The organism is Streptomyces sparsogenes (assembly GCF_001704635.1).
GTDB lineage: Bacteria > Actinomycetota > Actinomycetes > Streptomycetales > Streptomycetaceae > Streptomyces > Streptomyces sparsogenes.
On the sequence record NZ_MAXF01000038.1, the window covers coordinates 262,859 to 281,407 of the forward strand.

Sequence of the window (18,549 nt, forward strand, 5' to 3'; positions counted from 1 at the left end):
CGGTCAAGACATGCCTCCTGCTGATACCGAGGCGTCCACCGGAACCCCTGTGGACGCCTGCGCCAAGACGCCGTCGACCCCCGCCGCTCCCGATCGGTTGAGCCCCGGGGACCCGGGCTTCGGCCGGATGAGGCTCGCTCTCTTCGCCGCCGGCCTCGCGACGTTCGCCCTTCTCTACTCCTCCCAGGCACTCCTCCCCGCGATCTCCGGCGACCTCCACGTATCGGCCGACCAGGCCAGCTGGACGGTCTCCGCCGCCACGCTCGCGCTGGCCCTCGCGGTTCTCCCGCTCAGCGCCGTGTCCGAGCGCTACGGCCGGTGCCGGACGATGACCGTCTCGCTCGCGGTCGCCGTCGCCGTCGGCCTCGCGGTGCCCTTCGCCCCGGACCTCGGCTGGCTGGTCGCGCTGCGCGCCGTCCAGGGCGCGGCGATCGCCGGCATTCCCGCCTCCGCGATGGCGTACCTCTCCGAGGAGGTGCGCCCCGCCGCCCTCATCGGCACCATCGGGCTGTTCGTGGCGGGCAACAGCGTCGGCGGCATGACCGGCCGGCTGCTCACCGGCTGGGTCGCCGACGGCTGGGGCTGGCGCGTCGCACTGGGCGCGGTCGGCGTCCTGTCGCTGGTGTGCGCGATCGCCTTCCGGCTGCTGCTGCCCAAGGCGCGCCACTTCACCCCGTCCGCGGTCAGCCCGCGGGCCCTGGCCCGCACGGTCGGCGGCCACCTGTCCGACCCGCTGCTGCGCCGGCTGTACGCGATCGGCGCGCTGTTCATGACCGTCTTCGGCGGTGTCTACACCGTCATCGGCTACCGCCTGGTCGCCGAGCCCTTCAACCTCTCGCAGTCCCTCGTCGGCTCGATCTTCCTGATCTACCTGGTCGGTACGGCCTCCTCCGCGGCGGCCGGAAAGCTGGTCGGCCGGCTGGGCCGGCGCGGGGCGCTGTACGTGGCGGTCACCACGACGACGGCCGGGCTGCTGCTGAGCCTCGGCGACTCGATCGCGGCGGTGCTGGTCGGCCTGGTGCTGATCACCGCGGGCTTCTTCGCGGGCCACGCCGTGGCCTCGTCCTCGGTCAGCCGGGCCGCCAAGACCGGGCGCGCCCAGGCCTCGGCGCTCTACCAGGCCACGTACTACGTCGGCAGCAGCGTGGGCGGCACCCTCGGCGCCCTCGCCTTCCACGCGGCCGGCTGGACCGGCACCGTCCTGCTCGGTCTGGTGGCCGTGGCCGGCGCGGCGGGGATCACGCTCTACGCGACGCGCAAGGCGCTGGCCGAGCGGCGCGCGGAGATCGTGGCGCGGTCGGCGCAGCAGGCCGGGCGGCGCACACAGTCCAACGAAACCACGCAAGGCATGCGCCGGCTGGCCGCCCGGGCGTAACGTCCCAGGCCAGGCCAGGCCAGGCCAGGCCGGATCCGGCCGGGTCAAGGCCAGGCCGGACCCGGCCGGACCAGGGCCGGACCCGGTCACACCCGGCCGCCCCCGGCCACATCCCGAGAGCCCGAAGGGGCCGCCCGCCAACTGTCCCGGCGGTGCGGCCCCTTCGCCCGTTCCCTCGACTACGGCGCGCTCACGGTGCGATGCGGTCCAGGACGATCGGGTCGGCCGTGAACTCCGTCCCCGGCGGCGCGTAGCTCACCGCCCCCGCGAGCGCCTCCAGCGCGTAGTCGAACTTCTCCGGCGTGTCCGTGTGCAGCGTCAGCAGCGGCTCGCCCTGCCGTACCCGCTCCCCCGGCTTGGCATGGATCTCCACGCCCGCGCCCGCCTGCACCGGGTCCTCCTTGCGGGCGCGGCCCGCGCCGAGGCGCCAGGCGGCGAGGCCGACCGCGTACGCGTCCAGGCCGGTCAGCACGCCGGTCGACTCGGCCGTCACCACATGGCGCTCGCGGGCGACGGGCAGCGGCGCGTCCGGGTCGCCGCCCTGCGCGGCGATCATGCGGCGCCAGTGGTCCATCGCGGAGCCGTCCGCGAGCGCCTTGGCCGGGTCGGCGTCCGGCAGGCCCGCCGCGTCCAGCATCTCCCGGGCGAGGGCGAGGGTGAGTTCGACGACATCGGCCGGGCCGCCGCCCGCCAGCACCTCCACCGACTCGCGGACCTCCAGCGCGTTGCCCGCCGTGCGGCCGAGCGGGGTGGCCATGCCGGTGAGCAGGGCGACCGTACGGACCCCGTGGTCGGTGCCAAGACCCACCATCGTGGCGGCCAGCTCCCGCGCCGAGGCCAGGTCCTTCATGAAGGCCCCCGAGCCGACCTTCACGTCCAGCACCAGCGAACCGGTGCCCTCGGCGATCTTCTTCGACATGATGCTGCTCGCGATGAGCGGGATCGACTCCACGGTCCCGGTCACATCGCGCAGCGCGTACAGCTTCCGGTCGGCGGGCGCGAGCCCCTCGCCCGCCGCGCAGATGACGCAGCCGACGTCCCCGAGCACCCGCAGCATCTCCTCGCCCGAGAGCTTCGCCCGCCAGCCGGGGATGGCCTCCAGCTTGTCGAGCGTGCCGCCGGTGTGGCCGAGGCCGCGCCCGGAGAGCTGCGGCACGGCCGCCCCGCAGGCGGCCACCAGCGGCGCCAGCGGCAGCGTGATCTTGTCGCCCACCCCGCCGGTCGAGTGCTTGTCGGCGGTCGGGCGCGGCAGGGAGGAGAAGTCCATGCGCTCGCCGGAGGCGATCATCGCGGCGGTCCAGCGGGCGATCTCCGCGCGGTCCATGCCCTGGAGGAAGATCGCCATCGCGAGCGCGGACATCTGCTCGTGGGCGACCTCCCCGCGCGTGTAGGCGTCGATGATCCAGTCGATCTGGGCGTCGGTGAGACGGCCGCCGTCGCGCTTGGCGCGGATGACGGAGATGGCGTCCATGGGGGATGCGGGCCTTTCGGGGATGCGGGCGCCGAAGCGCCCAGAGCAGCTCAGCGTTCCAGGTTGTCGCGCCCGAACGCGTCCGGGAGGAGTTCGGCGAGCGGGCGGATGCCCGAGGCGGTGTCCACCTGGAGTTCGGGGCCGCCGTGCTCCCACAGCAGCTGGCGGCAGCGGCCGCAGGGCATCAGCACCGCCCCGTCGCGGTCGCAGCAGGTGAAGGCGGTCAGACGGCCGCCGCCCGAGGCGAACAGGGCGGAGACCAGGCCGCACTCGGCACACAGCGCCACGCCGTACGCCGCGTTCTCCACATTGCAGCCGGTCACCGTGCGGCCGTCGTCGACCAGCGCGGCCGCGCCCACCGGGTAGTGGGAGTACGGGGCGTAGGCCCGGGACATCACGTCCCGGGCCCGCGCGCGCAGCGCTTCCCAGTCGACCGGCGCGCTCGCGGTCGGGGTCGCGCCCGTGTTCATCATCCGCCTCCCTTGTAGTACGGCTGCCCCGCCGCCTTGGGCGCACGCAGCCGCTGCGCGGACAGCGCCAGGACCAGCAGCGTGGCGATGTACGGGGCCGCCGTCACGAACTGGCTCGGCACCTCCTCGGTCAGCGAATACCAGACCAGCAGCAGCGCCGAGAACGCCGCGCCGATGACCCCGGCCAGGTACTTCTTCCGGTACAGCTGCCACAGCGCGACCAGTGCGAGCACGAACACCAGGAACAGCAGCAGCGCGTGGACGTTCGTACCGCCGGAGCGCAGGTTGAGGCTGTCGGTGTAGCCGAACAGGCCCGCGCCCATGGCGAGGCCGCCCGGCATCCAGTTACCGAAGATCATCGCGGCCAGGCCGATGTAGCCGCGGTTCCCGGTCTGGCCCTCCTGGTAGATGTTGGAGGCCACCTCGGCCAGGAAGACGCCGCCGAGCCCGGCGAACCCGCCCGAGATGATCACCGCCAGGTACTTGTAGCGGTAGACGTTGACGCCCAGCGACTCCGCCGCCACCGGGTTCTCCCCGCAGGACCGCAGCCGCAGGCCGAACGAGGTCCGCCACAGCACCCACCAGGTGAACGGCACCAGCAGCAGCGCCACCACGGTGAGCAGCGACAGCTCCGTCACCACACCGCCGACGAACCCCGCGAGGTCGGAGACGAGGAACCAGTGTTTGCCGTTGAGGGTCTTCATCGCGTCCGACAGCCCCGGCACGGTGATGTCGGTGATCGGATCGATGGTCGGGGACTGCCGGGCGCTCTTGGAGCCCTCGGCCTCCAGGAAGGTGAAGTTGGACAGATAGCGGGTGACGCCGACGGCGAGGATGTTGATCGCCACACCGGAGACGATGTGGTTGACGCCGAACGTCACGGTGATCACGGCGTGCAGCAGCCCGCCGAGCGCGCCGCCGAGGATGCCGAGCAGCACGCCGGTCCACGGCCCCCACTGGTATCCGGCCCAGGCGCCGAACCAGGTGCCGAGGATCATCATGCCCTCAAGGCCGATGTTGACCACCCCGGCCCGCTCGGCCCACAGGCCGCCGAGCCCCGCCAGGCCGATCGGGATGGCGAGCTCCAGCGCGCCCGAGACCTGGCCCACGGAGGTGATGTCGTCGGCGCCGGTGATCATCCGGACCACCGAGGCCAGGACCACGGCGCCCGCGACGATCAGCAGGACGACGGGCAGGGACAGCTTCTGGCGCACGGGCTTGCGCGGCTGCGGCTTGCCCGCAGCGGTTTGGGTCATGGTGGCCATTACGCGGGCACCTCCTCACGGGTCGTCGTGGCGCGGGCCGCGGCGGCGAGTTCCTCGCCGACCTTCCGCTGCTGGCGGCGCAGGCCGTACCGGCGAACGGTTTCGTAGGAGACGACCACGGAGATCACGATCAGGCCCTGCATGATCGTGGCGATCTCCTTCTCGTAGCCGTTGTAGTCCAGCGTCGAGGCCGTCTTGTCGAGGAACGCGATCAGCAGCGCGCCGAAGGCGATGCCGACCGCGTTGTTGCGGCCGAGGAGGGCGATGGTGATGCCCGTGAAGCCGATGCCGGTCTGGAAGTTCAGGCTGTAGGTGTGCGAGTCGCCGAGCAGCACCGGCATGCCCGCCAGGCCCGCCACCGCGCCGGAGATCAGCATGCTGGTGAGCACCATGCGCTTGGCGTCGACACCGCTGGCGGCCGCCGCGCTCTCGCTGGCGCCGGTCGCGCGCAGGTCGAAGCCGAACCGGGTGCGGTTCAGGACCAGCCAGTACGCCACCCCGCAGCCGATCGCGACGAACACGAAGCCGTAGACGTCACCGGCCACATCGCTGACGTGGATGCCCGGGAACCAGGAGGAGGAGGGCAGGTCACCGGTGGTGAGGTTGTTGCTGCCCTTGGGCTGCACGCCGAACTGCTCGGGCAGGATCAGATACGCGATCAGGCTGGTGGCGATCGCGTTGAGCATGATCGTGGAGACGACCTCGCTGACGCCGCGGGTGGTCTTCAGGATGCCCGCGATGCCCGCCCAGAAGGCGCCCACCAGCATGGCGACGATCACGATCAGCGCGATGTTCAGCGGGCCGGGCAGACCGGCGTTCGCGCCGACCAGGGCGGCGGCCATGGCCGCGAGCCGGTACTGGCCGTCCACGCCGATGTTGAACAGGTTCATCCGGAAGCCCACGGCCACCGCGAGGGCGGCCAGGTAGTACGAGCTCGCCTGGTTGATGATCAGCACCTGGACGTCGGCGTTGGCCGCGTACTCGAACATCAGCGTGTACGGCTCGAACGGGCTCTTGCCGGACGCGAGCAGCACCACGGAGGTCAGCACGACCGCCACGACCAGCGCCAGCACCGGGCCGGCCGCGGCCAGCAGCATCCGGTCGCGGCTGAACCGCTTGCCCCCGGCGGTCGCGCCGCCGGTCGCCTTGCCCGCGCCGTCCGTCCCGCTGGTCGCCCCGGCGGTCGTGCCGCCGGTCGCCGTGTCCGGCTTCGCCTCGTCGGTCTTCTTCATCGCGCCGCCCCCTCCTCGGCGAGGTGTTCCAGATGGCCCGTGGCCGCGCCGGTCATCGCCGAGCCCAACTCCTCGGGGGTGATGGTCGCCGGGTCCGCGTCCGCGACCAGCCGGCCGCGGTAGATGACCCGCAGGGTGTCGGACAGGCCGATCAGCTCGTCCAGGTCCGCGGAGATCAGCAGGACGGCCAGGCCCTCCCGGCGCGCCTCGCGGATCTGGTCCCAGATCTGCGCCTGCGCGCCGACGTCCACGCCGCGGGTGGGGTGCGCGGCGATGAGCAGCCGCGGGTGGTGGCTCATCTCCCGCCCCACGATGAGCTTCTGCTGGTTGCCGCCGGACAGCGAGGCCGCGGTGACCTCGATGCCGGGGGTGCGCACGTCGTACTCGGTGACGATCCGCTCGGTGTCCGCCCGGGCGCCCTGGAGGTCGAGCCAGAAGCGGCCCTTGCCCTTGGTGTTGGGGCGCTCGGTGACGTGGCCGAGGATGCGGTTCTCCCACAGCGGCGATTCCAGCAGCAGGCCGTGGCGGTGCCGGTCCTCGGGGATGTAGCCGACGCCGCCCTCGCGGCGGCGGCGGGTGGTCCAGCCGGTGATGTCCTCCTCGCCGAGGAGGATGGTGCCGCTGTCGGGCTTGCGGGTGCCGACCAGCGCGTCGATCAGCTCGGTCTGGCCGTTGCCCTCGACGCCGGCCAGGCCCAGCACCTCGCCCTTGCGGATGGTGAAGGTGATGTCGTCCAGCACGGTGCGGGCGCCGTGCTCGGCGTCCTCCGTGGTCAGCGTGACCCCTTCGACCCGCAGCATCGGCACATCGGTGACGGTGGACTCGCGGGTCTCGGGCGAGGGAAGTTCGCTGCCGACCATCATCTCGGCCAGCTGCCGGGCGGTGACCTCGGAGGGGACGACGGAGCCGACCGTCGTACCGCGCCGGATGACGGTGATGTCGTCCGCGACGGACAGCACCTCGCCGAGCTTGTGGGAGATGAAGATGACGGTCAGCCCCTCCGCCTTGAGCTCGCGGAGGTTGTCGAAGAGCGCGTCGACCTCCTGCGGGACCAGCACGGCGGTCGGCTCGTCCAGGATCAGCGTCCGGGCGCCCCGGTAGAGGACCTTGAGGATCTCCACGCGCTGGCGGTCGGCCACGCCCAGGTCCTCGACGAGGACGTCGGGGCGCACCCCGAGGGCGTACGCGTCCGAGATCTCCTTGATCTTCGCGCGGGCCTTGCCGCCGATGCCGTACAGCTTCTCGGCGCCGAGCACGACGTTCTCGAGGACGGTGAGGTTGTCGGCGAGCATGAAGTGCTGGTGCACCATGCCCAGGCCCCGGGCGATGGCGTCGGCGGGGCTGTGGAAGGAGACCTCTTCGCCGTCGACCGCGATGGTCCCCTCGTCCGGCTTGTGCATGCCGTAGAGGGTCTTCATCAGGGTGGACTTGCCCGCGCCGTTCTCGCCGACGATCGCGTGCACGGTGCCCTTGCGGACGGCGATGTGGATGTCGTGGTTGGCGACGACGCCGGGGAAACGTTTGGTGATCCCGCTGAGTTCTACTGCGGGCGGACTGCTGGACGCGTTGATGGCGCACTCTCCTCGGAGAAGGAGTCTGGCGGTGATGAGGGGATCGCGGGGCGGCGGCGGGCGTCGCGAGGGGGCGTGGCGCCGGGTCGCACAGCGAGCGGGACCTGAGGTGGTGTGGCCAAAGCTCCCTCCCCAGGCCCCGCTCGACTGCTGCTCGGCGGATCGAGTACCGCCCGATCGGCGGTTCGAGTACCGCCTTACGGCGTGGTCTTGACCTTGATCTCGCCGCTGATGATCTTCTTCTTGGCGGTCTCCACCGCCTCGACCACCTTGGTCATCTTCTGGTACGCCGGGTTGGAGTCGGCCAGGCCGACGCCGCCCGTCTTCAGGCCGTAGCGCACCGTGCCGGACTGCGGCTTGCCGTCCTTGACGGACTTGATGAGGTTGAAGACCGCGTCGGAGACGCCCTTGGTCGCGGAGGCCAGGATCTTGTCCTTGACCTTGACCAGACCCGCCTGCTTGTACTGGTCCATGTCGACGCCGATGGCCCACTTGCCGCGCGCGGCCGCGGCCTCGATCACACCCGTGCCCGCCTTGCCCGCGGACTGGTAGATGACGTCCGCGCCCGCGTCGAGCTGGCCGTTGGCGGTGCTCTTGCCGAGGTCGGGCTTCTTGAAGCCGCTGTAGTCCGGCGGCTGGGTGAGGTACTGGACCTTCACCTTGACCGACTTGTCGGTGTCGTGGACGCCCTGGACGTAACCCGCCTCGAACTTCTTGATCAGCGGGTTCTCCACACCGCCGACGAAGCCCACCGTCTTGGACTTGCTCGTCAGGGCGGCCGCCACGCCCGCCAGGTAGGAGGCCTGCTCCTCGTTGAACACCATGTTGACCACGTTCTTGGCGTGGACGGTGTCGTCGTCGACGAGGCCGAAGGTGACCTTGGGGTACTTCTTGGCCACCTCCTTGACCGCCGGCGCGTAGACGAATCCGACGGCGATGACCGGGTTGTGCCCCTCGCGGGCCAGCTCGGTCAGGCGCTGCACCTTGTCGGCGTCGGACTCGCCCTCCGACGGCTCCTGGTCGTCGACCTTGACGCCGAGTTCCTTCTCGGCCTTGGCCAGGCCGGCGTACGCGGCGTCATTGAAGGACTGGTCACCACGGCCGCCGACGTCATAGGCGATGGCGGCGCCCTTGTCCTTCTTGGAGTCGGAGGAGCTGCCACCACAGGCTGTGGTGGTGAAAGCGAGAGCCGCGATGCCTATGCCCGCGACGGCGATGCTGGATACCCGGCGCACGAGGGTTCCCCTTCGGCTTGAGCGCCTCCTTCGGCGCTGGTTTCGCCGCATCGTAACGCGCGTAGATGGCAGATAAAGGCGCGTCCGGAAGCCGTTATCGGATCGTCGCGAATCTGACTTGTCCCGGGGGCCTCCGGGACATGTCGATCAGGCGAAGTCGCGTCTCGGCCGACGTCTCAGCCGAGCAGGGCCGCGGCGGTGAACAGCTCCACGCCAACCTCGATCGCTCCCTCGTCCACGTCGAAATCGCCGCGGTGCAGATCGCGCCGGGCGGTGTCGCCGACCCCGCGGACCCCCAGCCGCGCCATAGCGCCGGGGACGTGCTCCAGATACCAGGAGAAGTCCTCGCCCCCGAGGCTCTGCTCGGTGTCCTCCACCGCGTGCGGCCCGCGGCGGGTCTCCATCGCGCGGCGCAGCAGCTCGACCGAGCCGGCCTCGTTCACCACGGGCGGCACCCCGCGGACGTAAGTGATCTCCGACTTGGCGCCGTGCAGGGTCGCGATCTCGTCGACGGCGGCGTGCACCAGGTCGGGCGCCTCCCGCCAGGAGGGGAGGTCCAGGCAGCGGACCGTGCCGGACAGCTCGGCGTGCTGCGGGATGACGTTGCAGGCGTGGCCCGACTCCACCCGGCCCCAGGTGACGGCCAGGCCCGAGCGGGTGTCGACCCGGCGGGACAGCAGCGCCGGCACCTCCGTGATCACCTTCGCGGTGGCCGTCACCAGATCGGTGGTGAGGTGGGGGCGCGCGGTGTGGCCGCCCGCGCCGTCGAGGGAGACCTCCAGCCGGTCGCAGGCGGAGGTGATCGCGCCGGTGCGCAGCCCGATGCGCCCCACCTCGACCTTGGGGTCGCAGTGCAGGGCGAGGATCCGGCCGACGCCGTCCAGCACGCCCGCCTCGACCGCGTCGGTCGCGCCGCCGGGCAGCACCTCCTCCGCGGGCTGGAACAGCAGCCGTACGGGGCGCGGCAGCCGGCCCTCGCGGGCCAGCTCCGCCAGCACCAGACCGGCGCCGAGCACCACGGTGGTGTGCACGTCGTGGCCGCAGGCGTGGGCGCGGTCGGGCACGGTGGAGCGGTAGGGCACGGACTTGGTGTCCGGGATGGGCAGCCCGTCGATGTCGGCGCGCAGCGCCAGCATGGGGAGCGCGGCGCCCTCGCCGGCGCCGCTCGCCGCGCCGATGTCGCAGATCAGGCCGGTGCCGGTGGGCAGCACGCGCGGCGTGAGGCCGGCCTGCTCCAGGCGCGCCTTGATGGCGGCGGTGGTGCGGAACTCGCGGTTGCCGAGTTCGGGGTGCATATGGATGTCCCGCCGGAAGGCGATCAGTTCCGTCCGCAGGGCCTCGGGAAGCCGGCCGGGCAGCGCGAGGGCGTCCGCGGGGACGGCCTCGGGTGCGACGGCTTCGGAGGTGACAGCCTCGGCCTCGGCGACGACGGAACCGGTCTCGGGGGACATCAATTGCTTCACCCGATCAAGCGTAGAACGGCTGGTGGCACGACCGGATGTCGATCAACAAAACTTCAACCCGTACGGGGGACAGGAAACTGCCACCTCCGCGCATGATCGCCCTAGTCAGGGGGTATAACAGGCCCCTCATGCGGCGCGTGGTAGTGACGAGCGCCACATGGCGTACCGGTGAACCCCTGACAGGAAGTTGCCTCCCCCGTCTCAGGATGTGGTCGCCGTCTCCCAGCCTGGGGCCCTCGGAATGGGGGCGCCTCGCATCCCCAGCCGCGGCGTTCATCGGGTGCCACGAGATACCCGCGCACTTATGGGGCTCGGCGTTGACGGGTTCGCCCTCCCACTCCGCGGTGGCGAAGAACCAGCAGCCGACCCGGGGCCGGCCTTCGGGGTTGTGGTGGTGCATGACGTGTACGGGCCGGAGGGCGGGGGGCGATGCGGACGGCGACCTCTTCGAGTGCCTCGCGCGCGACGGCACCGATGACGTTCTCGCCGGGCTCGACCATCTGAGCCCATCGCCGTCGCCGACCGCGTCCTGACCACCGGCGACCTCTCCGCACCCCCTGGCCGACAACACCCCGCGGAATGAAGCGTCCGGCACTGGCTGCCCGGCGGTTGAGGTCTCCGACGGCCACAGCCGGTATCGATGTGGCGTTACCAGCTGCGTGCGGTGCGGTGCAGATCCTCGAAGCTCGTGTGTAGGTGATGCCCGAGCGTGCCGTACTGCGGATCGGCCAGCCACCGGGCTGCGGCGAGCTGGTATGCGGTGACGGAGACCGCGGCGGTCAGCGTGGCCGCCGGGTCGGGGATGCCCCGTGTGCGCAGTGCGGCGGTGATCGCCTCACCAAGGGCCGCCAATTTCGCCCATTCGCGTTCTCGTAGATCGGTATGTGCGTCGAGAATGTGCCTGCGGCGCTGTGCTGCCTCCCGGCGCTGGTCGAACCAGTCACTGCCGGCGATGAATGCCGCGTTGACCGCGTCGAGCGGGGACTGCTCGGCGGGTGCCGCGCCCACCGCTTCGCGGACCTTGGCGATGAACGAGTCCTGCCCGGGGAAGAGCACCTCGCGTTTGTCGGCGAAGTGGTTGTAGAAGGTGCGCTCGGTCAGGCCGGCTCGCGTCGCGATCTCGGCGACGGTCGTGCGTTCGTAGCCGCGCTCGGTGAACAACTCGATCGCGGCTTCCTGCAGTCGTTCCTGCGTGCCGCCCGGCCATCGTCCCATGACACGCAGAGTAGTGACTACAGAAACTGCAATCAAACTGTACGGTGATTGCAGAACCTGTCATCACCGTGGTGCTGCGGGACGACGGAGGCCGCAGCGGTGACGACGACGTGAGTCATGTGAAGCGGATCACGAAGGAGCTCGTGATGGACACTGCCGGAATGAGGGTCGGAGTGTTTCTGGGAGGCACGTTCGCGCAGGAACCTGGCATGACCAACCTTGTGGACCGGGCTGTGGAGTTCGCGCACGAGGTGGCCGACGCCGGGGTGCGCACCGTGTGGTTCGGGCAGGCGGCGGATTACGACGCGCCCCAGCTCGCCGGGCTGGTGGGCCGGGCGGAACCCAGGGTCTTCGTAGGTACCTCGGTCGTGCCGATGTATCCTCGCCATCCGCTGCTGCTCGCGGCTGCGGCGAAGACGGCGCAGGCGGCTGCCGCGGGGCGCTTCCGGCTCGGCGTCGGCCTCGGCGCGCGAACTGTTCTCGAGCCGCAGTTCGGCCTGCCGTATCCGCCGCAGATCCAGCACCTGCGCGAGTACCTCACCGCGCTGCGCCCGCTGCTGGACGGCGACGACGCCGCCTTCGTGGGGGAGACGCTGGCGTCGCGTCCAGTCGGCTCGACGGCCGTGGCCGGGGCTTCCCCGGCGGTCCCGGTCCTGGTGGCTGCGATGGGGCCGCGGGCCCTCGCGGCCGCGGGCGAGCTGGCCGAGGGAACGATTCCGTTCCTCGCCGGGCCTCGTACCCTCGCCGAACAGATCGTGCCGGCCATCACCGAAGCCACCGCCGCGGCCGGGCGGCCGGCCCCGCAGATCGTGGCCGGGGTGCCCGCGGTGGTCACCGACGACGCCGCAGCCGCCCGCGACCGCGTCTCGGCCGCCCTCGGCTTCTACGACAGCATCCCGTCCTACCAGAAGGTCATCACGGCCGAGGGGCTGTCGAGCGCGGCGGACCTGCTGATCGCCGGCGACGAGGACACTGTCACTGCCGGTCTGCGCCGCTACTTCGACGCCGGGGCCACCGAAGTCATGATCACCCACACCGACCTCTTCGACGTGCAAGACCGCGCTCGGACCTGGGCTATCGCCCGGCGTCTGTGACTCGGGACCGAACCGGCCGCACCGCCCCCTCCAGCTTCCCCCGCGGTGATCGCTGTGTGGTTCTCGACCGCCCGGTCCACCGCCCCCGCGGAAAGGCAGGACCACCGACCAAGCTCCGGCGGGGCCGGGCGAGCGGCGGTCTGCCCGAACATCGCCGACACGATGCCCGGCCAGATCGGGAACGGCCCCGAGGATGCCGATCCCGCCCGCAGAAGTAGGCGGGTTCGCAGATTTCTGACTGCTGGGTCGCGGGAGCCTGCGCCTTGGTGGGCGACAAGACGCTCTCGACGGACGAGTTTATGGCCGACCCGCCACTGGCGGTCTGCTGGGTGACGAGGAGGTGAGGGTTGGCGGTGCGTGGCCAACGCCGGTGGCGGTAGCGGAGCCAGGTGTGCAGCAGGGCAGCTGTGATGTCGTCGAGGTGGACGATGTGGCGGCCGTGAGGGCGACGGATCAGAAGTTGACGGCGGGTGAGCAGAACGTCGGAGAGGGTGAGGTCGGGCAGGTCGGTGCCGCTGGTCGTGTGAAGGGCGACCAAGGCCAACGAACTCCAGATCATGACCGGCCGATGCTGGACCGAGCTACGCCGACCGCTGCGCGCCGTCCCGGTTCTGGAAGACGTGCTCACTCCAGACGACGACGCTCACGCACAGGACACGAGCCTCTACTTCTCGTGGCTCGCTGACTCCTACCTTGCCCCTGGAGAGATCGAACAGGCTACGGCCATCACTGGCCGTGCTCTGGAACTCTCCGCCGGAGTGGCATCCGTCCGCCCACGCCAGCGCCTCACCCCGATCCTCCAACAGCTCAGCGCCCACCGCGAGCTTCCGACCGTGGCCGAAGTCCTGGAGAAGGCAAGGACCCGAGGGGGTCATCCTGCAGAGGCCGGATCAGTGGTCCGCTCCACCCATCGCAGGCAGGCGTCCGAACCCGCGACGATCGGCACAGCCGCAAGCCGAGCGAGCTGTCACTACCGACCCCGCCAGCTTCTCGGCTTCTTCACGGGTCTCCGTCGCCGTCGCCGCCTCAAGGAAATCAGTCATATATCGCGAGCCCAGTATCGGACGCCGCTCCCGAGCAGGCGACCGGGCTCCACCGGGCTGAAGCCTGGTACTCCCTCGCTAAATCCTGGTCGCCGCGGGCGCCGAGCGCAGCCGGTGGGCGTCCCGGGCCGTGCCCGTGACCCCGGACAGGAAGCCCTGGGCGCGCGGCGAGGCGTCGCTCCTCAGCCAGGCGGGGTCCACATCGCAGACGGCGACCTTGACCCCGGTGCCCGCGAGCGCGAGCGGAAGCGTGTGCACCACGGTCGACGGGAAGCTCACGATCGTGTGGCCGATGGGGCCGCGGCGGGCTATCAGCTCCAGCGGCAGCTCCGGTCGTACGACCTCGAGGCCGATCCCGGCCGCGACCCGGTGGAGCTTCTCGGCGCTCTCGCGGCGGTGCGCGAAGTAGCGGGTCGCCCCGTGCGTACGGGCCAGGGCCGCGACCGCCTCCAGGTAGCGCTCCAGGTCGACCACCCCGGTCTCCACCAGGGAGGTGCCGACCAGGTCGGTGCCGCGGGTGAGGCGGGGCGGGCCGAAGCGGGCCCGGGTCCAGGCGAAGGAGTTGGCCGTGACGGTCACCCCGGCGGGGGGCTCGACGGGCATCGAGCTGAACACCTCGACCCGCCGGTCGCCGCCCGGGGTGAGCCGGCGGCGCGCGGTGGCGGACACCGGTGCGAAGACCATCTCGCGCGCCCCCCGGCCGGTGCCGCGCCGGTGCCAGCGCACCAGCGGCTCCCCGCTGGCCAGTTGGGAGACGAACTCCATGGTGGCCGTGCCGTCGTCGACGACGACCAGGTCCTGGGCGCGGGTCAGCGTCAGCAGCAGCTGCACATAGCGCGAGAACGGGTCGCCGATGACGATCCGCCCGGCGCGGCGCAGCGGGCCGCGCAGCCCCCCGATCGTCTTCAGCGGCGCGCCCGCCCCGCCGCGCGCGTCCTCCCACCGCACGGTGATGCCCTCGTCCCGCGCCAGCTCCGCCATGCGGCGCAGCTGACCGCGCGTCATCGGGTCGTGCGGCGAGAGCACCACGACCGTCAGCCCGGCGGCCCCGAGCCCGGCGGCCCCGAGCCCTCCGGGTGCCCCGGGCCCTTCCGGCGCCCCGAGCCCTCCTGGCGCCCCGAGTCCTCCGGGTGCCCCGAGCCCTTCCGGCGTGCTCGGCGACGGGCGGCCCCCGGGCGCCACGCCGGCGGCCTGTTCAGGGCTCGGATCGCCTCCCCCGTCCGCATACGCCCACTCCAGGACGTTCAGCAGCTGGACCGGGCTCTCGACGAAGGCGAGGGTGGCCCCGGCTTCGGGGCCCGCGGGCCCCTCGGGACGCTTCGCGCCGTCCCGGGACAGGGCCCGGAAGCGGCGGGCGGCCACTGAGGAGTCACGGGGACCCGCCGCTTCCGGGCATGGGCCGGGCTGACCGGCCGGTGAGTTCACGGCAGACGGCTCCTTGGCCCCTCAGACCCCGACCGGTTCGCGCTCGGCGCTCTGGTCCGCGCCGGCCTCGCCCTCGGCGACGACGCCCGCGACGCGGCGCAGCTTCTTCATCGGCCCCAGCTCGCTCTCGTAGACCTTCTTGACGCCGTCGCCCAGCGACTCCTCGATGGTGCGGATGTCGCGGACCAGGCGCTGAAGGCCCTGCGGCTCGACCGAGGCGGCCTGGTCGGAGCCCCACATGGCGCGGTCCAGGGTGATGTGGCGCTCGATGAAGGTCGCGCCGAGCGCGACGGCGGCGAGGGTGGTCTGGAGACCGGTCTCGTGGCCCGAGTAGCCGATCGGCACGTTCGGGTACTCCGCCTGGAGCGTGTTGATCACGCGCAGGTTCAGCTCCTCGGCCTTGGCCGGGTACGTCGAGGTGGCGTGGCAGAGCAGGATGTTCTCGCTGCCCAGCACCTCCACCGCATGGCGGATCTGCTTGGGGGTGGACATGCCGGTCGACAGGATGATCGTGCGGCCGGTCGCGCGCAGGGCGCGCAGCAGCTCGTCGTCGGTCAGCGAGGCGGAGGCCACCTTGTGCGCGGGCACGTCGAACTTCTCCAGGAAGGCGACGGCCTCGGTGTCCCAGGGGGAGGCGAACCAGGCGATGCCGCGCTTCTCGCAGTGCTCGTCGATCGCGCGGTACTCGTCCTCGCCGAACTCGACGCGGTGCCGGTAGTCGATGTAGGTCATCCGGCCCCAGGGGGTGTCCCGCTCGATGTCCCACTGGTCACGCGGGGTGCAGATCTCCGGGGTGCGCTTCTGGAACTTGACCGCGTCACAGCCGGCGTCGGCGGCAACGTCGATCAGCTTGAACGCGTTCTCCAGGTCGCCGTTGTGGTTGATGCCGATCTCACCTGTGACGTAGACCGGGTGGCCGGGGCCGACGATCTTGTCGCCGAGCGTACGGAGGCGATTGTTGGAGCTCACTTAAGACAGTTCCTTTCCGAGAATCCACGAGGCGATCTCGCGGATCGCACCGTCCCCTCCGGGCGTGGAGGTGACCGCGCGTGCGGCGCCGCGCACGACGTCGTGCGCACCGGCGACCGCCACGGGCCAGCCGACGAGGCCGAAGCACGGGAGGTCGTTGACGTCGTTGCCGACATAGAGCACGCGCTCAGGCGCGATGCCCTGCTCCTCGCACCACTGCTTCAGCGCGAGGTCTTTCCGGTCGATGCCGTGCAGCACGGGGACCCGCAGCTTGCGGGCGCGTGCGGCGACGACCGGGTTCTGCTCCGTGGACAGGATCAGCAGCGCCAGCTCAGCGCGGCGCAGGGCGGCGATCCCGAGCCCGTCGCCGCGGTGCACGGCGACGAGTTCGCGTCCTTCGGAGTCGATCAGCACCCTGTCGTCGGTCTGGGTGCCGTCGAAGTCGAGTACCACCGCGTCGATGTCGTCGCGGGTGGGGAGTGCGCCGGGGCGCGGGGCGTCGAGGAGCGGCGCGAGGGCGCGGGCGCGCGCCAGGTCGTGCGGGTCGTCGATCTCCAGGACGCGGGCGGCGTCGGTGCGTATCAGCGCGGTGCGGCCGAAGAAGCGGTGCCGCTCGGCGCGGAACCCGTCCACCCGCATGGCGTACGCGGCGCCGGTCTCCAGCAGGTCCTGCGGGCGGTCCTGGCGGCGCGGCCGGTACGACTTGTCGTGGTTGACGCCGTACCCGCCGCCGGCCGCCTCTCCCGTCGCGCCGGCCGTGTCGGCGACGTCGGCCGTGCCCTCGTCCATCCCGACTTCGGCGTCCCGCCAGACGAAGCCGTGGAACGGGGCGACGGTCAGCGCGGTGTCCGCGCCGTCGTCCAGCACCGCCCCGGCGACGCCGTCCACGTCCTCGCGGGCGATGAACGGGCTGGTGCACTGCACCAGCAGCACGACCTCCGCGGTGATCCCGTGCGTCGCCTCGTACGCGTCGAGCGCGTGCAGCACGGCGGCCTCGCTGGTCGCGGTGTCCCCCGCGATGGCGGGCGGCCGCTGCACGACCTCCGCGCCCGCGCCGCGGGCCACGGCGGCGATGCCCGGGTCGTCCGTGGAGACCACCACGTCCGTCACCCGGCGGCTGGCCAGGCACTCCCGGACGGCGCGCGCGACCAGCGGCACGCCCCCCACGGCGGCGAGGTTCTTGGCGGGCACGCCCTTCGAGCCGCCACGGGCGGGGATCACGGCGACCACGCGCCGGTCGGAGGGGGACATGGCGGCTCCTTCAGTGCCTTCTGCGGCTTCTGCGCCTTGGGGGTTCTGGGGTGCGGGGCGGGCGGCCGCCGGCAGTGCGCCACTCACAGCTCGCCCATCCGGCGGATCACCGGCGCCACCCGCTGGACGCCGTGCCGGTAGGCGCCGCGCGCAGCCTCCCGCATGGTGTTGCGCACGACCCGCCGCAACCCGCTGACCTGCGCCGCCTCCCCGGCCGACGCGCCCGGCCGGGGCCGGCCGTCCGGCTCGAAGCCGTACCGGGCGAGCCGCGCGGGCAGATAGCCGGGCGCGGTGGTCCGCGTGTAGTAGGGGGCCAGCGGCGGCAGTTCGTCCGCCGCGGCCAGCTCGGCGACCCGCTGCCGCGCCGCGTCGAACGCCTTCTCGTACGCGCCGTCGGCCGCCACGCCCTGGCGGCTCACCCACTCGGGGTCCGGCTCGGGCAGATGGCCCGCGTCGAGCTGGTCCCAGGAGGCGAGGCAGCCGGAGCCGAGGAAGTGGTGGTTGCCCAGCACCTCGCGCACCCCGAGATCGGTGAGCACGGCGGTCGGGATGCCGCGGTGCAGGGACTCCAGGGCGGCCGTGGAGCTGACCGTGACCAGCAGGTCCGTGGTGTCCAGGACCTCGCCCATGTTCCCGTAGGCGAGGCGGAAGTTCTTCGGCACGTCGTCGCCGAGCCTGCCGACCAGCTTCTGGTACGGCAGCTCCTCGATGTGGGTGGTGTGCTCCCCGGGCTTGCTGCGCAGCTTGACCAGCACCTCGCGGTCCGGGTGTGCCCGGGCGTGCTGCACGGCGCGGCGCAGCAGGTACATCCGGTCGGCCCGGTTGTCCGGGACGGACGGCTGGACGGCGAAGACCACGGTGCCGCCGGGGTGGGCGCGCCGCTCGCGCGCCTTCTCGTCGTACGGGGCGCCGCCGAGGAACGGCAGCGCGCACTCCACGACGCTGTCCGCCGAGGCGCCGACACCGGTGTAGACGTCGCGGAACCGCTCGGCGTCATGGCGGGAGTTGGCGAGCACCACGTCCGCGCCGTGCCGCAGCAGCAGGCCGTCGGCGAGCTTCTCGTAGACCACGCCGACATAGCCGGTGACCACGACCGGGCGGCGCGCGGCGCCCTCCCAGGCGCGGGCGAGGCCGTGCAGCATGGCCTGGACGGCGCCGCCGACCAGGGAGAGCACGATCACGTCGTACCGCTCCCGGTCCACCGCCGAGACGAACTCGACGCCCGTCACCTCGCGCAGCGAGTCCGCGCGCACCCCGACCTCGGCCAGCTGGCGGACCGTGGGCGTCGCCCGGCCGCGCAGCAGGAAGCCGTCCATGCGGCGGGGGGAGGCGGAGTCCAGGTCCTCCGGTACGAGGCGGTGCGCGGTGAGCGCGCCCCATTTCCACCGGGTGTCGGAGTCCGCCAGCACGGCGACTCGCAGCGGAGAATTGGTAGGTGAGGGCACGTCGCTGACGCTAGGAAGCGATTTC

The 18,549-nt window shown here is 71.9% G+C and carries 14 protein-coding genes; 2 read left to right on the forward strand and 12 right to left on the reverse strand.

Annotated elements, in window-relative coordinates; all coding sequences use genetic code 11:
• Positions 1-10 precede the first annotated feature (10 nt).
• Positions 11-1,375, forward strand: coding sequence for an MFS transporter (locus BBH68_RS09225; RefSeq protein ID WP_245737967.1), 1,365 nt, complete (start codon positions 11-13; stop codon positions 1,373-1,375).
• Positions 1,376-1,565: 190 nt separating this feature from the next.
• Here the strand turns inward: BBH68_RS09225 and BBH68_RS09230 are convergent, their stop codons facing one another.
• The 8 genes from BBH68_RS09230 to BBH68_RS09270 all read right to left on the reverse strand — a co-directional run bounded on the left by BBH68_RS09230 (position 1,566) and on the right by BBH68_RS09270 (position 11,297).
• Positions 1,566-2,846 carry a thymidine phosphorylase gene (locus BBH68_RS09230; RefSeq protein WP_065960536.1) on the reverse strand — a complete coding sequence of 427 codons (1,281 nt, stop codon included), beginning with the start codon at positions 2,844-2,846 and terminating at the stop codon, positions 1,566-1,568.
• A gap of 50 nt (positions 2,847-2,896) precedes the next feature.
• Positions 2,897-3,316, reverse strand: coding sequence for a cytidine deaminase (locus BBH68_RS09235; protein ID WP_065960537.1), 420 nt, complete (start codon positions 3,314-3,316; stop codon positions 2,897-2,899).
• A complete protein-coding gene (locus tag BBH68_RS09240) occupies positions 3,316-4,581 on the reverse strand; it encodes an ABC transporter permease (RefSeq protein ID WP_065960539.1) in 1,266 nt (421 codons plus the stop codon). Before BBH68_RS09240 ends, BBH68_RS09235 begins: the two co-directional genes overlap by 1 nt.
• Positions 4,581-5,678 (reverse strand): ABC transporter permease, encoded by a 1,098-nt coding sequence (locus BBH68_RS09245; protein ID WP_065960624.1) that lies wholly within the window; start codon positions 5,676-5,678, stop codon positions 4,581-4,583. The genes BBH68_RS09240 and BBH68_RS09245 overlap by 1 nt, the downstream gene beginning before the upstream one ends.
• 131 nt (positions 5,679-5,809) lie before the next feature.
• Positions 5,810-7,384 (reverse strand): ABC transporter ATP-binding protein, encoded by a 1,575-nt coding sequence (locus BBH68_RS09250; protein ID WP_065960626.1) that lies wholly within the window; start codon positions 7,382-7,384, stop codon positions 5,810-5,812.
• 197 nt (positions 7,385-7,581) lie between these two features.
• On the reverse strand, positions 7,582-8,619 hold the full coding sequence (locus BBH68_RS09255; RefSeq protein ID WP_065960540.1) for a BMP family lipoprotein: 1,038 nt from the start codon (positions 8,617-8,619) through the stop codon (positions 7,582-7,584).
• Between the two features lie 176 nt (positions 8,620-8,795).
• Positions 8,796-10,070 carry an amidohydrolase gene (locus tag BBH68_RS09260; RefSeq protein WP_065960543.1) on the reverse strand — a complete coding sequence of 425 codons (1,275 nt, stop codon included), beginning with the start codon at positions 10,068-10,070 and terminating at the stop codon, positions 8,796-8,798.
• Between the two features lie 660 nt (positions 10,071-10,730).
• Positions 10,731-11,297, reverse strand: a complete 567-nt coding sequence (locus tag BBH68_RS09270) for a TetR/AcrR family transcriptional regulator (protein WP_065960547.1) — start codon at positions 11,295-11,297, stop codon at positions 10,731-10,733.
• Positions 11,298-11,458: 161 nt separating this feature from the next.
• On the opposite strand from BBH68_RS09270, the gene BBH68_RS09275 reads away from it, so the two are divergent.
• Positions 11,459-12,391, forward strand: a complete 933-nt coding sequence (locus BBH68_RS09275) for a TIGR03564 family F420-dependent LLM class oxidoreductase (RefSeq protein ID WP_174588998.1) — start codon at positions 11,459-11,461, stop codon at positions 12,389-12,391.
• A gap of 1,121 nt (positions 12,392-13,512) precedes the next feature.
• Here BBH68_RS09275 and BBH68_RS09285 read toward each other — a convergent pair.
• From BBH68_RS09285 to BBH68_RS09300, 4 genes are all read right to left on the reverse strand, one after another.
• On the reverse strand, positions 13,513-14,772 hold the full coding sequence (locus BBH68_RS09285) for a hypothetical protein (protein WP_065960628.1): 1,260 nt from the start codon (positions 14,770-14,772) through the stop codon (positions 13,513-13,515).
• 108 nt (positions 14,773-14,880) lie between these two features.
• Complete coding sequence (locus BBH68_RS09290) at positions 14,881-15,828, reverse strand: N-acetylneuraminate synthase family protein (RefSeq protein ID WP_065960549.1); 948 nt, start codon at positions 15,826-15,828, stop codon at positions 14,881-14,883.
• Positions 15,829-17,079 carry an acylneuraminate cytidylyltransferase gene (locus tag BBH68_RS09295; protein ID WP_065960550.1) on the reverse strand — a complete coding sequence of 417 codons (1,251 nt, stop codon included), beginning with the start codon at positions 17,077-17,079 and terminating at the stop codon, positions 15,829-15,831.
• A gap of 83 nt (positions 17,080-17,162) precedes the next feature.
• Entirely contained in the window at positions 17,163-18,524 is a 1,362-nt protein-coding gene (locus BBH68_RS09300) for a DUF6716 putative glycosyltransferase (RefSeq protein ID WP_065960551.1), read from the reverse strand.
• Between the last annotated feature and the right edge of the window lie 25 nt (positions 18,525-18,549).

What these genes read in the sequence shown, in the direction of transcription:
- BBH68_RS09275 (WP_174588998.1), top strand. Translation starts at nt 11,459, where the DNA reads ATGAGGGTCGGAGTGTTTCTGGGAGGCACGTTCGCGCAGGAACCTGGC.
- BBH68_RS09295 (WP_065960550.1), bottom strand. Translation starts at nt 17,079, where the DNA reads ATGTCCCCCTCCGACCGGCGCGTGGTCGCCGTGATCCCCGCCCGTGGC.
- BBH68_RS09270 (WP_065960547.1), bottom strand. Translation starts at nt 11,297, where the DNA reads ATGGGACGATGGCCGGGCGGCACGCAGGAACGACTGCAGGAAGCCGCG.
- BBH68_RS09260 (WP_065960543.1), bottom strand. Translation starts at nt 10,070, where the DNA reads ATGTCCCCCGAGACCGGTTCCGTCGTCGCCGAGGCCGAGGCTGTCACC.
- BBH68_RS09230 (WP_065960536.1), bottom strand. Translation starts at nt 2,846, where the DNA reads ATGGACGCCATCTCCGTCATCCGCGCCAAGCGCGACGGCGGCCGTCTC.
- BBH68_RS09245 (WP_065960624.1), bottom strand. Translation starts at nt 5,678, where the DNA reads ATGCTGCTGGCCGCGGCCGGCCCGGTGCTGGCGCTGGTCGTGGCGGTC.
- BBH68_RS09240 (WP_065960539.1), bottom strand. Translation starts at nt 4,581, where the DNA reads ATGGCCACCATGACCCAAACCGCTGCGGGCAAGCCGCAGCCGCGCAAG.
- BBH68_RS09225 (WP_245737967.1), top strand. Translation starts at nt 11, where the DNA reads ATGCCTCCTGCTGATACCGAGGCGTCCACCGGAACCCCTGTGGACGCC.
- BBH68_RS09235 (WP_065960537.1), bottom strand. Translation starts at nt 3,316, where the DNA reads ATGAACACGGGCGCGACCCCGACCGCGAGCGCGCCGGTCGACTGGGAA.